Annotated in this window: 13 protein-coding genes; 3 read left to right on the top strand and 10 right to left on the bottom strand. The window is 59.7% G+C overall.

Annotation, left to right across the window (positions count from 1 at the left end):
- The first annotated feature begins 8 nt into the window (after positions 1–8).
- Genes ACA048_RS18525 through ACA048_RS18515 form a run of 3 tightly spaced genes read left to right on the top strand, consistent with a single transcriptional unit; the run spans position 9 to position 2,882 of the window.
- A complete protein-coding gene (locus ACA048_RS18525) occupies positions 9–809 on the top strand; it encodes a carbohydrate ABC transporter permease (RefSeq protein ID WP_007946968.1) in 801 nt (266 codons plus the stop codon).
- Positions 810–819: 10 nt separating this feature from the next.
- Positions 820–1,092: a DUF2160 domain-containing protein gene (locus ACA048_RS18520; RefSeq protein WP_027925091.1), complete on the top strand. Its 273-nt coding sequence runs from the start codon at positions 820–822 to the stop codon at positions 1,090–1,092.
- Between the two features lie 47 nt (positions 1,093–1,139).
- Entirely contained in the window at positions 1,140–2,882 is a 1,743-nt protein-coding gene (locus tag ACA048_RS18515) for an ABC transporter substrate-binding protein (protein WP_497625713.1), read from the top strand.
- Positions 2,883–3,059: 177 nt separating this feature from the next.
- Here the strand turns inward: ACA048_RS18515 and ACA048_RS18510 are convergent, their stop codons facing one another.
- The 10 genes from ACA048_RS18510 to nuoG all read right to left on the bottom strand — a co-directional run bounded on the left by ACA048_RS18510 (position 3,060) and on the right by nuoG (position 13,955).
- On the bottom strand, positions 3,060–3,374 hold the full coding sequence (locus ACA048_RS18510) for a helix-turn-helix domain-containing protein (RefSeq protein ID WP_497625711.1): 315 nt from the start codon (positions 3,372–3,374) through the stop codon (positions 3,060–3,062).
- Positions 3,364–3,714: a toxin gene (locus tag ACA048_RS18505; RefSeq protein WP_497629893.1), complete on the bottom strand. Its 351-nt coding sequence runs from the start codon at positions 3,712–3,714 to the stop codon at positions 3,364–3,366. Before ACA048_RS18505 ends, ACA048_RS18510 begins: the two co-directional genes overlap by 11 nt.
- A 246-nt stretch (positions 3,715–3,960) precedes the next feature.
- Positions 3,961–5,424 carry an NADH-quinone oxidoreductase subunit NuoN gene (gene nuoN, locus ACA048_RS18500; protein WP_497625710.1) on the bottom strand — a complete coding sequence of 488 codons (1,464 nt, stop codon included), beginning with the start codon at positions 5,422–5,424 and terminating at the stop codon, positions 3,961–3,963.
- A 7-nt stretch (positions 5,425–5,431) separates the two neighbouring features.
- Positions 5,432–6,964, bottom strand: coding sequence for an NADH-quinone oxidoreductase subunit M (gene nuoM / locus ACA048_RS18495; RefSeq protein ID WP_497625709.1), 1,533 nt, complete (start codon positions 6,962–6,964; stop codon positions 5,432–5,434).
- Positions 6,965–7,004: 40 nt separating this feature from the next.
- The gene (gene nuoL, locus ACA048_RS18490) at positions 7,005–8,858 is read right to left on the bottom strand and encodes an NADH-quinone oxidoreductase subunit L (protein ID WP_497625708.1); all 1,854 of its coding nucleotides are present in this window, start codon (positions 8,856–8,858) and stop codon (positions 7,005–7,007) included.
- Positions 8,855–9,163, bottom strand: coding sequence for an NADH-quinone oxidoreductase subunit NuoK (gene nuoK, locus ACA048_RS18485; protein WP_007946416.1), 309 nt, complete (start codon positions 9,161–9,163; stop codon positions 8,855–8,857). The genes nuoL and nuoK overlap by 4 nt, the downstream gene beginning before the upstream one ends.
- 2 nt (positions 9,164–9,165) lie before the next feature.
- On the bottom strand, positions 9,166–9,669 hold the full coding sequence (nuoJ, locus tag ACA048_RS18480) for an NADH-quinone oxidoreductase subunit J (RefSeq protein ID WP_489336708.1): 504 nt from the start codon (positions 9,667–9,669) through the stop codon (positions 9,166–9,168).
- 9 nt (positions 9,670–9,678) lie between these two features.
- Positions 9,679–10,224, bottom strand: a complete 546-nt coding sequence (gene nuoI / locus ACA048_RS18475) for an NADH-quinone oxidoreductase subunit NuoI (RefSeq protein ID WP_007946418.1) — start codon at positions 10,222–10,224, stop codon at positions 9,679–9,681.
- Between the two features lie 12 nt (positions 10,225–10,236).
- Positions 10,237–11,244, bottom strand: a complete 1,008-nt coding sequence (nuoH, locus tag ACA048_RS18470) for an NADH-quinone oxidoreductase subunit NuoH (protein WP_214377217.1) — start codon at positions 11,242–11,244, stop codon at positions 10,237–10,239.
- Complete coding sequence (gene nuoG, locus ACA048_RS18465) at positions 11,241–13,955, bottom strand: NADH-quinone oxidoreductase subunit NuoG (protein WP_497625707.1); 2,715 nt, start codon at positions 13,953–13,955, stop codon at positions 11,241–11,243. Before nuoG ends, nuoH begins: the two co-directional genes overlap by 4 nt.
- Positions 13,956–14,007 lie beyond the last annotated feature (52 nt).

Genomic DNA, 14,007 nt, shown 5'->3' with positions numbered 1-14,007 from the left:
GGCCCGCCATGAGCAAGAGAAAGCTGATTCCGTTGCTGATCTACATCCTGTTCCTGCTGGTGCCGATCTACTGGCTGTTGAACATGTCGTTCAAGAGCAACACCGAAATTCTCGGCGGCCTGACGTTGTTCCCCGCGGATTTCACCTTGCATAACTACAAGGTGATTTTCACTGATCCGGCCTGGTACACCGGTTACCTCAACTCGCTGTATTACGTGAGCCTGAACACGGTGATCGCCTTGAGCGTGGCACTGCCGGCGGCGTATGCGTTTTCACGCTATCGCTTCCTCGGCGACAAGCACCTGTTCTTCTGGCTGCTGACCAACCGCATGGCGCCGCCGGCGGTGTTCCTGTTGCCGTTCTTCCAGCTGTATTCCTCGATCGGCCTGTTTGACACCCACATCGCTGTGGCGCTGGCGCACTGCTTGTTTAACGTGCCGTTGGCGGTGTGGATTCTTGAGGGCTTCATGTCCGGTGTTCCCAAGGAAATCGACGAAACCGCCTACATCGACGGCTATAGTTTCCCCAAGTTTTTCGTGAAGATTTTTATCCCGCTGATCGGCTCCGGCATCGGCGTCACGGCGTTTTTCTGCTTCATGTTTTCCTGGGTTGAATTGTTGTTGGCGCGCACGCTCACGTCGGTCAACGCCAAGCCGATTGCAGCGGTGATGACCCGCACGGTTTCGGCGTCGGGCATCGATTGGGGCGTGCTGGCGGCGGCAGGGGTGTTGACTATTCTGCCAGGCATGCTGGTGATCTGGTTTGTTCGCAACCACGTGGCCAAGGGCTTTGCCCTGGGTCGGGTATGAGGAACTGATGATGGAATGGATGAGTTGGACAGTCCCCACCGCGGCGTTCTTCATCGTCATTGGCCTGATTCTGGTGGGCATGACGACCTGGGAATTGCGTTCGCCGAGCATTCTTCGGCGGGGTTTGTTGCCGATTGCCACCACCCGTGGCGATCGGCTGTTTATCGGTCTTCTCGGCAGCGCCTACCTGCATTTGCTGGTAATCGGCGTCACCGACTGGAGCATCTGGGTAGCGTCCGCGTTGTCCCTGGTGTGGCTGTTGGCTGTGATGCGTTGGGGCTAGTCGAATCGCTCGGCAATGGTGTCCCGAAACCCAAACAGGAGGTCTCTATGTTCGACAAAAACAATAAGCTGCGACATAGCATTTCATTGGCAGCCATGCTGGCACTCAGTGGGTTGAGCGCTGCGGCCTGGGCCGATGCCTATGAAGACGCTGCGAAGAAATGGATCGGCAGTGAATTCAAGCCATCCACGTTGACAGCCGATCAACAGCTGGAAGAACTGAAGTGGTTCATCAAGGCGGCGGAGCCGTTTCGCGGGATGAGTATCAAAGTGGTTTCGGAAACCATCGCCACCCACGAATATGAGTCCAAGGTCCTGGCCAAGGCCTTCACCGAGATCACTGGCATCAAGCTGACCCACGACTTGCTGCAGGAAGGCGACGTGGTGGAAAAGCTGCAGACCGTGATGCAATCGGACAAGAGCATCTATGACGGCTGGGTCAACGACTCGGACTTGATCGGTACTCACTTCCGCTACGGCAAGACTGAATCGATCACCGATCTGATGGCCAACGAAGGCAAGAACTTCACCTCGCCGACGCTGGACATCAAGGACTTCATTGGCATCTCCTTTACCACGGCCCCGGACGGCAAGCTCTATCAGCTGCCTGACCAGCAATTTGCCAACCTCTACTGGTTCCGCGCTGACTGGTTTGAGCGGCCAGAGCTGAAAGCCAAGTTCAAGGAAAAGTACGGCTACGAATTGGGCGTGCCGGTGAACTGGTCAGCCTATGAAGACATCGCCAAATTCTTCAGCGAAGACGTCAAGGAAATCGACGGCAAGCGGGTCTACGGGCACATGGACTATGGCAAGAAAGACCCGTCCCTGGGCTGGCGCTTCACCGATGCCTGGTTCTCCATGGCCGGTGCCGGCGACAAGGGCATTCCCAACGGCTTGCCGGTGGACGAGTGGGGCATTCGGGTTGAAGATTGCCACCCGGTGGGCTCCAGCGTGACCCGCGGCGGCGACACCAACGGGCCGGCGGCGGTCTTCGCCACCCAGAAATACGTCGACTGGCTCAAGGCCTATGCACCACCGGAAGCGGCGGGCATGACCTTCTCCGAGGCCGGTCCGGTGCCGGCCCAAGGCAACATTGCCCAACAGATTTTCTGGTACACCGCGTTCACCGCCGACATGACCAAGCCGGGCCTGCCGGTGGTAAACGCCGATGGCACGCCGAAATGGCGCATGGCGCCGTCGCCGCGCGGTCCCTACTGGGAAGAGGGCATGAAGCTGGGGTATCAGGACGTGGGATCCTGGACGTTCCTGAAGTCCACGCCTGAGAAACAGAAACTCGCCGCCTGGCTCTATGCGCAGTTCGTGACCTCGAAAACCGTGTCGCTGAAAAAAACCGTCGTCGGCCTGACACCGATTCGCGAGTCGGACATCAACTCGCAAGCGATGACCGACCTGGCACCGAAGCTCGGTGGTCTGGTGGAGTTCTACCGCAGCCCGGCCCGCGTGCAATGGACCCCGACCGGGACCAACGTGCCGGACTATCCGCGTCTGGCGCAATTGTGGTGGAGCCACATCGCCGAAGCGGCCAGCGGCGAGAAAACCCCACAACAGGCGTTGGACGGTCTGGCCAAGGATCAGGACGCCATCATGTCCCGTCTGGAACGTTCGAAAGCGCAAACCACCTGCGCACCGAAAATGAACCCCGAGCGCGATGCGCAATACTGGTTCGATCAACCGGGTGCACCGAAGCCGAAACTGGCGAACGAGAAGCCTAAGGGTGAAACGGTGAACTACAACGAGCTGCTGAAGTCGTGGGCCAACGCGCCTAAGTAAGCTTCTGTACCGAGAAAAGTGAACGGCACCGAAAGGTGCCGTTTTTGTTTGTGCCTGATCCATTGTTATCGCGAGCAGGCTCGCTCCCCCAGGGGGATTGGCGGTGCGTGGGTAATCGCATTCCAATGTGGGCGCGAGCCTGCTCACGATGTTGTTATGCGGGTTCATGCAAATAATTCAGGTCAACGCCGCCAGTTGTTGCACTGTCTCCGGAAACCGCTCAACCAGCCGGATCAATGTAGTGGCCTGAGCGTTTGGCTTCGCTCGTCCTTGCTCCCAGTTCTCCAGTGTCCTGGTGTTCGTACGCAGATACATCGCAAACACCGGCCGGGACAGATTCAGTTGCTGGCGGATGCCAACCACTTCTTCTGCTGTGATCGAGGCAAGTTTGGCCAGTTTCACCTTGTGAGTCCGCAGTGTGACCTTACCTTGGCGCTCCTCGGCCAAGGCTTCGAACCCCTCTGCCAATTCGGAAAAAATGTCACGTTTCATCGTTCGTTCTCGCTTTGATTTCTCGATAAAGCATTTCTTTAAGCAGCTTTTTCTGTGGTGGCGTCAGATCGTCCTGTTCGTTTTTGCCATACAAGGTAAAGAGCCAGAACTGGTCAAAACCGGACCACCAGTAATAAATCACCCTCAGTCCGCCGCGCTTGCCCTTGTTACGTCGCTCGTCCACTACTCGAATCTTGCGCAACCCTCCGGTGCCTTCGACGACATCTCCTGCTTGCGGGTTTTGCAGCAGTTCCTGCTGGAACCTGTGAAACAGATCGTCATCCAGATAGTCACTGCGATATTTTTCAAATACGGGTAGTTCGATAAATAGAGCATCCATGTTCTGTACGTTACCTGCGTATATTTCTATCACAAGAATCGAATAGGTCAAGGCTTCTGTTCCTGCCAATTCGGTCAAGTCATTACGGTAAGCTGCAGGGCAGGATCGGGATGTAGGACGCGGCTGAATTGCCTGCGGGGCTATTCTGGATGTCGGGGAGGAGAGGGGAGGGTCTTGAAACCTCAAACGCAAAAACGGCACCCGAAGGTGCCGTTTCTGTTTTTCTACCGAGTGTCGCCTAAGCGATCAACCCGCCAACCCGGCCTGCTGAACCAGGACCAGCAATGGCTGCGGATACAGACCCAGGAAGAACGCCAGTGCCGCGATAGCCAGCAGCATCACGCCGCCTGCACGTTGTTCCCAGTGCAGTTGCGCATCGTGGCGACGCAGGTTCGGCTCGATCAGGAACAGAGTGACCATCACACGCAGGTAGTAGAAAACGCCGATGGCGCTGCCCAGTACCAGGGAACCGACCAGCCACCACTGATGGGACTCGACGCCGGTTGCGATGATGTAGAACTTGCCGATGAAGCCCGCGGTCAGCGGGATACCGGCCAGGGACAGCATCATCACGGTCAGCACGGCGGTCAGGTACGGACGGCGCCAGAACAGGCCGCGGTATTCGTACAGGGCATCGGCGTCACGGCCGTTGTACGGCGAGGACATCAGGGTGATCACGCCGAACGCGCCGAGGCTGGTGATCACGTAGGTGACCAGGTATACGCCGATGGCTTCCACGGCCAGACCCTTGCTCGCCACCAGGGCGATCAGCAGGTAACCGAAGTGCGCGATGGACGAGTAACCCAGCAGACGCTTGAGGTTGCTTTGGGTCAGAGCCAGCAGGTTACCGAACAGGATCGACGCGATGGCTATGATGGTCAGTACGTCGCTCAGCACACCGCTGCTTGCCGCTGGCGAGATCTGGAACAGACGCACCATCACTGCGAACACGGCAACTTTGGACGCGGTGGCCAGGAACGCGGCCACCGGTGCCGGAGCACCTTCGTACACGTCCGGAGTCCAGAGGTGGAACGGTACCAGCGACAGCTTGAACGCCAGGCCGATCAGCATCATGCCCAGGCCCAGTTGCGCCAGCGAGCTTGGCAGACCAGTAGCCGCCAGCGCCTGGCCGATACCGACGAAGCTCAGGCTGCCCGAATCGGCGTACAGCAGCGCCATACCGAACAACAGGAACGCAGAACCGGCGGCCGACAGCACCATGTACTTGATACCGGCTTCCAGCGAACGCTTGTTGAAGAAGGCATAAGCCACCAGACCATAGACCGGCACCGACAGCAGTTCCAGACCGATGAACAACCCGGCCAGGTGCTGCGCGCTGACCAGAACCAGGCCACCGGCGGCGGACATCAGGATCAGCAGGTACAGTTCTTCACGGTTGCCCGGGTAACCCGAACCGCCATCGCCGAGGTAGGCGTGGGCAAGGGTCACACAAGCGAGCGTGGCGACCAGGATCAGCGCCATGTACAAGCAAGCGAAGCTATCGATTTGCAGCAGTGGGGTCACGGCCAATGGCGCGACTTTCAGGGCTGGCAGGATCGACAGCAACGCCAGGTTCAGACCTGCCACCGAAATCAGGAAGGTCTGCGAGTGGTTGCGGCGCCAGGCAATCGCCAGCATCACCACGATGATCGTGGCGCTGGTGATCAACAACGGCGCTAGCGCGATAAAGTGTTGAGTCGTGAATTCCATAGCGCTCTTACCGGGCCGAAGCGAGTTGAGTGAAGGCGGTGCCGAGCCACTGCTGCACGCCATGCATCGTTGCGGCAGAGGTGTCGAGGAACGGTTGCGGGTACACGCCGATGTAAATCAGCAGCGCCGCCAGACCGACCACCATGATCAGTTCGCGACCATCCATGCCATGCATCACCGCGTCCGACTTGGACGGGCCGAAGTAGGCACGGTGGATCATGATCAGCGAGTAGACCGAACCGAACACCAGGCCGGACGTTGCGATCACGGTGATCCACGGCGCAGCGGGGAAAGTGCCGATCAGGATCAGGAACTCACCGACGAAGTTACCGGTACCCGGCAAGCCCAGCGACGCGGCTGCGAAGAACAGGCTGATGGCCGGCAGGTAAGCGATCTTCGACCACAAACCACCCATTTCACGCATGTCGCGGGTGTGAGTGCGTTCGTACAACTGACCACTGAGGATAAAGAGTGCCGCCGCCGACAGACCGTGTGCCAGCATCTGCATCACCGCGCCCTGCAGCGCCAGTTGGCTGCCGGAGTAGATGCCGATCAACACGAAGCCCATGTGGGAAACGGAGGAGTAGGCGATCAGACGCTTGATGTCGGTTTGGGCGAAGGCCAGGAACGCACCGTAGAAGATCCCGATCAGACCCAGGGTCATGGCGAACGGCGCGAACTCGGCCGAGGCATTCGGGAACAGCGGCAGGGCGAAACGAAGAAGGCCGTAAGCCGCCGTCTTCAACAAGATACCGGCCAGGTCGACCGAACCCGCGGTTGGCGCCTGGGCGTGAGCGTCAGGCAACCAGGAGTGGAACGGTACGACGGGCAGCTTGACCGCGAAGGCGATGAAGAAGCCGAGCATCAGGATGTACTCGGTGGTCATCGACATCTTGGTTTTCAACAGGTCGGCGTAGTTGAAAGTAATCACGCCGGTGTCGTTGAAGTTGACCAGGACCAGACCCAGGATCGCCACCAACATGATCAGGCCGGATGCCTGAGTGAAGATGAAGAACTTGGTCGCTGCGTAGATCCGGGTTTTCTTGCCGTCCGAAGAACTGTGACCCCAGAGCGCGATGAGGAAGTACATCGGCACCAGCATCATTTCCCAGAAGAAGAAGAACATGAACAGGTCGAGGGCGAGGAACACGCCGACGACACCGCCCAGGATCCACATAAGGTTCAGGTGGAAGAAGCCAACGTGACGTTGAATTTCTTTCCACGAGCAGAGGACCGAGAGCACGCCCAGCAGACCGGTCAGCATGATCATCAGCAGCGACAGGCCGTCGAGGGCCAGGTGCACGCTGATGCCAAAGCGCTCGATCCAGATGTGCTTGAACTCAAGCGCCCAGGTCGGATCGGCGCCAGGCGCCGGGGCAAATGAATAGTCACCGTTGGCCCACAGCCAAAGGCCGAGGGAGAGCAACAGGGACATGGTGATCAGCGCAATCCAGCGGGGGAGGGTGGCGCCGAAGCGCTCACCCATCCAGCACAGCAGGCCGCCGATGAAGGGGATCAGGATTAGCCAAGGCAGAATCATGACGGGCTCAATTCCTTTCGCAAGTTCGCAAGGTTCATATTCAGACCGCTACCAGCACGATGGCGCCGATGACCAGCACGGAGCCGGCTGCCATCGATGCCGCGTACCAACGCAGTTGACCGGTTTCGGTACGGCTCAGGGCGGTGTGGCCGCCTTTGGCCATACGCGGGATCAGACCGATGGTCTGGTCGAGCGGGTCTCTGCGCAGTACGTGGCTGATCGCAAGGTATGGCTTGACGAACAGTTTGTCGTAGATCCAGTCGAAGCCCCAGGCAGCGAACCACCAGGCCGAAAGGAAGCGGCCGATGCCGCTGTTGGCGATTGCAGTGACGAAACGACGCTTGCCGAGGAACAGCAGCGCGGCCAGCAGGATACCGGCCAGGGCGATGGCGCCCGAAGCGATTTCCAGACTGTGCTTGGCTTCGCCGCCGGCATGGCCGACGCTTTCCGGCAACACACCGTGCAGCGGCGGAACGATCATGGCGCCGACGAAGGTCGACAGCACGATCAGCACCGACAGCGGCAGCCAGTGAGCGATGCCGTGACCGGCGTGCGCTTCGGTCTTCGCTTCACCGTGGAACGCGATGAAGATCAGGCGGAAGGTGTACAGCGAAGTCATGAACGCGCCGACCAGACCTGCGTACAGCAGACCGTGGTTGCCGCTGGCGAACGCTTCCCAGAGGATTTCGTCCTTGGAGTAGAAACCGGCGGTTACCAGTGGCAGGGCAGACAGTGCCGCACCGCCGACGATGAAGCTGGTGTAAGCCAGCGGCAGCTTCTTCCACAGACCGCCCATCTTGAAGATGTTCTGCTCGTGGTGGCAGGCAACGATCACCGCACCGGAGGCAAGGAACAGCAGCGCCTTGAAGAAGGCGTGGGTCATCAGGTGGAAGATCGCGCCGTCCCAGGCACCAACGCCCAGGGCCAGGAACATATAGCCGATCTGGCTCATGGTCGAGTAGGCGAGGATACGTTTGATGTCGGTTTGAACCAGTGCGGCAAAACCGGCGAGTACCAGGGTCACGCCGCCGACGATGCCGACGAGGTGCAGGATGTCCGGGGCCAACGCAAAGAGGCCGTGGGTACGGGCGATCAGGTAAACGCCAGCGGTCACCATGGTCGCAGCGTGGATCAGTGCCGAAACCGGGGTAGGACCGGCCATCGCATCCGCCAGCCAGGTTTGCAGTGGCAGTTGCGCGGATTTACCGACAGCGCCGCCCAGCAGCATCAGGGTGGCCATGACCATCCAGAAGTCGCCGGCCTGGAATTTCTGCGGTGCCAGCACCAGCAGTTCCTGGACGTTCAGCGTGCCCAGTTGGGCGAACAGGATGAACAGGCCGATGGCCATGAACACGTCGCCGATACGGGTCACGATGAATGCCTTGAGTGCCGCGTTACCGTTGTTGCGGTTGCTGTAGTAGAAACCGATCAACAGGTAAGAGCACAGGCCCACGCCTTCCCAGCCGAAGTACAGGAACAACAGGTTATCGCCCAGGACCAGGAACAGCATGCTGGCGATAAACAGGTTGGTGTAGGCGAAGAAGCGCGAGTAACCGGCTTCACCGCGCATGTACCAGGACGCGAACAGGTGGATCAGGAAGCCGACGCCGACCACCACACCGAGCATGGTCAGGGACAGACCATCCAGATACAACGCGAAGTTCGGCGTAAAGCCTTCCACCGCCATCCACTGCCACAACACTTGCGTGTAGTGACCGCCTTCAGGTGGCGCAACGTTGAACTGCCAGATCACATAAGCAGTGACGATGGCCGACAGGCCGATGGAACCGACGCCGATCAGCGCCGACAGGTTTTCCGAAAAACGGCCGCGTGAGAACGCCAGCAGCAGGAAACCTATGAGAGGGAATACGAAAGTCAGATAGAGAAGATTCATCCGCGCATCTCGCTGGCAGCGTCGATATCGAGAGTGTGGAAGCGGCGATATAGCTGCAACAGAATCGCCAGGCCAATACTGGCCTCGGCGGCTGCCAGGCTGATCACCAGGATGAACATGATCTGTCCATCCGGCTGCGCCCAGCGGCTACCGGCAACGATGAACGCCAGTGCGGAGGCATTCATCATGACCTCCAGGCTCATCAGCACGAAGAGAATGTTGCGGCGGACCATCAGGCCGACCAGACCGAGGCAGAACAGGATGCCGGCGACCGCCAGACCATGCTCCATAGGGATAGCAGGCATCGTCATTGCTCCTTGGCTTCGTTGCGGCCCAAGTGGAACGCCGTGACGGCTGCAGCAAGCAGCAACATCGAGGCGAGTTCGACCACCAGCAGATACGGACCGAACAGGCTGATGCCCACGGCCTTGGCGTCTACGGTGGTGTGGCCGACAGCCTGACCGCTGGAATGGCTGAACAGCACATACAGCAGTTCACCCAGCAGCAATGCGCCGAGAATCACCGGGCCGAGCCAGATGCCGGGCTTGAGCCAGACGCGCTCTTGCTGAACCGAGGCCGGGCCCAGGTTCAGCATCATCACCACGAACACGAATAGCACCATGATGGCGCCAGCGTAGGCGATCACTTCCAGGACACCGGCAAACGGTGCGCCGAGGGCGAAGAACGTCATGGCCACGGCGATCAGCGAAATGATCAGGTAGAGCAGGGCGTGCACAGGGTTGGTGTTGGTGATCACGCGAAGCGTGGACACCACAGCGATACCCGATGCGAAATAGAAAGCGAATTCCATCTTTCTTCCTTAAGGCAGCAAGCTCTTCACGTTGATCGGCTGGGCTTCGTTTTGCGCGGAGCCTTTCGGCTTCCCGGCAATCGCCATACCTGCAACACGATAGAAGTTGTAATCAGGGTTTTTGCCGGGGCCGGAGATCAGCAGATCTTCTTTCTCGTAAACCAGGTCCTGACGTTTGAACTCGGCCATCTCGAAATCCGGGGTCAGCTGGATCGCGGTGGTCGGGCAGGCTTCCTCGCAGAGGCCGCAGAAAATGCAGCGCGAAAAGTTGATGCGGAAGAAGTCCGGGTACCAGCGACCGTCTTCGGTTTCAGCTTTCTGCAGCGAGATGCAGCCAACCGGGCACGCCACTGCGCACAGGTTGCAAGCTACACAACGCTCTTCGCCATCAGGGTCGCGGGTCAGGACGATACGGCCACGGTAGCGCGGCGGCAGGTACACGGCTTCTTCCGGGTACTGCAGCGTGTCGCGCTTGCGGAAGGCGTGGCCGAAAATCATCACCAGGCTGCGAAGCTGGGTGAAGAAGCCATGCACGATGTCAAATATGTACTTCATGATTCTCTATCCTCACTGAGCCGCGACGGCGGGCGTGTTGAGCAACACGATCGCAGCGGTCACCAGCATGTTGACGAGGGTCAGCGGCAGGCAGAACTTCCAGCTGAAATCCATCACTTGGTCATACCGTGGGCGCGGAATCGAGGCGCGCAACAGGATGAAGATCATGATGAAGAACGCGGTTTTGAGCGCGAACCAGATGAACGGGATCTGCGGCAGAATGCCGAACGGACCGTGCCAGCCACCGAAGAACAAGGTCACCAGCAGCGCCGAAATCAGCACGATGCCGATGTACTCGCCGACGAAGAACATGCCCCATTTCATGCCGGCGTATTCAATGTGGTAACCGTCGGCCAGTTCCTGTTCCGCTTCCGGCTGGTCGAACGGGTGACGGTGAGTCACGGCGACGCCAGCGATGAAGAAGGTCAGGAAACCGAAGATCTGCGGAATGATGAACCACAGGTTCTGGGCCTGGTAATCAACGATGTCGCGCATGTTGAACGAGCCGACCTGGATCACGATACCCATCAACGACAGGCCCATGAACACTTCGTACGACACAGTTTGCGCCGAGGCCCGCAAGCTGCCCAACAGGGCGAACTTGTTGTTACTCGACCAACCGGCGAACAACACCGCGTAGACCGACAGACCGGCCATGGCGAAGAAGAACAGGATGCCGATGTTCAGATCCGCCACGCCCCAGGTCGGGGTGATCGGGATGATCGCAAAGGCAATCAGCAGGGCGCTCATGGCCACGACCGGTGCCAAGGTGAAGATCATCTTGTCGGCGAACGGCGGGGTCCAGTCTTCCTTGAAGAACATCTTGATCATGTCGGCGGCGATCTGGAACGCGCCGAACGGGCCGACGCGGTTCGGACCGTAACGGTCCTGCCAGAGGGCGAGCAAACGACGCTCGACCCAGCTGAGCAACGCGCCGCACACCACCACGGCGAGCAGAATCACGATGGCCTGGATGACCGAGATGATTACGTCGATCACTTCAGGAGTGAACCAAGTCATTGCGCTGCCTCCTGCAGACCGTCAACGGATTTGCCAAAGATCGCTGGCGGAATTCCGGCGATGCCCGCAGGCAATGCAACCAGACCGGCACCCAGCTCTTCATTGATACGCAGCGGCAGACGCAGGGTCTGGCCAGCCACCGTCAAGCTGAGCATGGCGCCGTCATTGACACCCAGACGATCAGCTTCGGATTTGGCCAAAGCGACGTAAGCGGCCGGGATGCGTTCCTGAACCGGCGCGGCTTTCGAAGAGTTCTCTTCGCTGCCGAGCAGGTGGAAGAACGGCACAACCTGCCAGGTGCCCGGAGCCGGGTTGAACGCACGCGGAACAGCGGCGAACCAGTTCAGCGAATCACCGGTGCTTTCGATCAGGCGGGTGCCCGGGTCGCCAGCGCGGATGTGACCACCGACTTCGTCCTGGAACTTGTTCCAGGCTTGCGGCGAGTTCCAGCCCGGAGACCAGGCGAACGGTACTTGCTGACGCGGTTCGACCGAGCCTGAGTAACCTTCCATCGAGAAGTTGAACGCGGTGTCGTTGTCTTGCGGAGTACGCGGTTCGTGCACGTTGATGTCGGCGCGCATGGCGGTACGACCGGAGTAACGCAGCGGTTCGCGGGCCAGTTTCATGCCCTTGATGCGGAACGAGGCGGACGGTGCGGCATCAACGATACGCGCCAGTTGCGGCGTGCTCGAAGCGACGGCAGCGGTGACGTGATCCAGCTGGGTCCAGTCGATCGGCTGGTTCAGCAGGGTCGCGCGCAGCGCATGCAGCCAGCGCCAGCCTTCGTGAACCAGGATGCTCGCGTCCATGTATTTCGGATCAAAGACCTGGAAGAAACGCTGGGCGCGACCTTCCTGGCTGACCAGCGTACCGTCGCCTTCAGCGAAGCTGGCGGCTGGCAGAACCAGGTGCGCGCGATCGCTGGTGGCGGTTTTTTGATGGTCGGCAACGATCACCACTTTCGCGGCGCTCAGGGCGGCATCAACCTTGGCTTTGTCGGTGCGGGTGTACAGATCGTTTTCCAGCACGACGATGGCGTCGGCACGGCCGTCGATCACCGCTTGCAGCGCGGCGTCGACCGAGTCACCACCGAGCATGGCCAGGCCGAGGCTGTTGGCCTCAGGCACGATCAGGCTGATGGAACCGTTCTTCTCGCGCAGCTTCAGGGCTTTGGCGATGTTTGCAGCCGCTTCGATCAACGCCTTGGAACCCAACGAGGTGCCGGCAATGATCAATGGGCGCTTGGCCGCGAGCAGGGCATCAGCAATGCGCTTGGCCAGTTCGAGGGCTTCAGCATCCAGGCCTTCAACCGCTGGGGCGCTGGCGTCGAGGGCGTGAGCCACGGCGAAGCCGATGCGGGCCAGGTCGTCTGGCGCAGCGTGAACGCATTCTTCGGCGACGTCGTCGAGCTTGGTTTCAGCCAGGCTGGCGATGAACAGCGGGTTCAGCGCGTGCTGACCGATGTTCTTCACAGCGGCGTCGAGCCAAGGCTGAACGCGCATGGCGTCGGCCATGTCTTCAGCTTTGCCTTTGACCGATTGACGCAGGGACAGGGCCATGCGGGCGGCGGTCTGGGTCAGGTCTTCACCGAGGACGAAGATCGCGTCGTGGTCTTCGATGTCGCGCATGTTCGGGATCGGCAACGGGCTGTCTTTCAGCACCTGCATGACCAGGCGAATGCGCTCCAGCTCAGCGGCTTCGATACCGGAGTAGAAGTGCTCGGCGCCCACCAGTTCGCGCAACGCGTAGTTGCTTTCGAGGCTGGCACGCGGCGAACCGATACCGACGATGTTGCGACCGCGCAGCAGGTCAGCGGCTTTGTCCAGCGCTTCGTCGAGGCTCAGCTTGGTGCCGTTGGCAAGCAAAGGCTGACGCGGACGGTCTTCGCGGTTGACGTAGCCATAGCCGAAACGGCCACGGTCGCACAGGAAGTACTGGTTTACCGAACCGTTGAAACGGTTTTCGATACGACGCAGTTCACCGTAGCGCTCGCCCGGGGAGATGTTGCAACCGCTGGAGCAGCCATGGCAGATGCTCGGCGAGAACTGCATGTCCCACTTACGGTTGTAGCGCTCGGAGTGAGTCTTGTCGGTGAACACACCGGTCGGGCAGACCTCGGTGAGGTTGCCGGAGAACTCGCTTTCCAGGGTGCCGTCTTCAACGCGACCGAAGTACACGTTGTCGTGGGCGCCGAACACACCGAGGTCGGTGCCGCCGGCGTAGTCCTTATAGAAGCGTACGCAGCGGTAGCAAGCGATGCAGCGGTTCATTTCGTGACCGATGAACGGGCCGAGATCCTGGTTCTGGTGAGTACGCTTGGTGAAGCGATAACGGCGCTCGTTGTGGCCGGTCATCACCGTCATGTCTTGCAGGTGGCAGTGACCGCCTTCTTCACAGACCGGGCAGTCGTGAGGGTGGTTGGTCATCAGCCATTCAACGACGCTGGCGCGAAACACTTTCGCTTCTTCGTCGTCAATGGAGATCCAGCTGCCGTCGGTGGCGGGGGTCATGCACGACATGACGATCCGACCACGCTTGTCGTTCTCGTCGGTGTACTGCTTGACCGCGCACTGGCGGCAAGCGCCAACGCTGCCAAGGGCTGGGTGCCAGCAAAAATACGGGATATCGAGGCCTAGCGACAGACATGCCTGTAACAGGTTGTCTGCCCCATCGACTTCGAGCTCTTTGCCGTCTACGTGGATAGTGGCCATGGTTCAAAGTTCTTCGTTGGCCCGGTGTCAGCGGGCGTGGCTAATGGAATCT

The sequence above is a fragment of the Pseudomonas sp. LBUM1659 genome, from assembly GCF_059716045.1.
The sequence above is the reverse complement of the archived record's forward strand: the minus strand, read 5'-3'. Positions and strand labels throughout refer to the sequence as shown.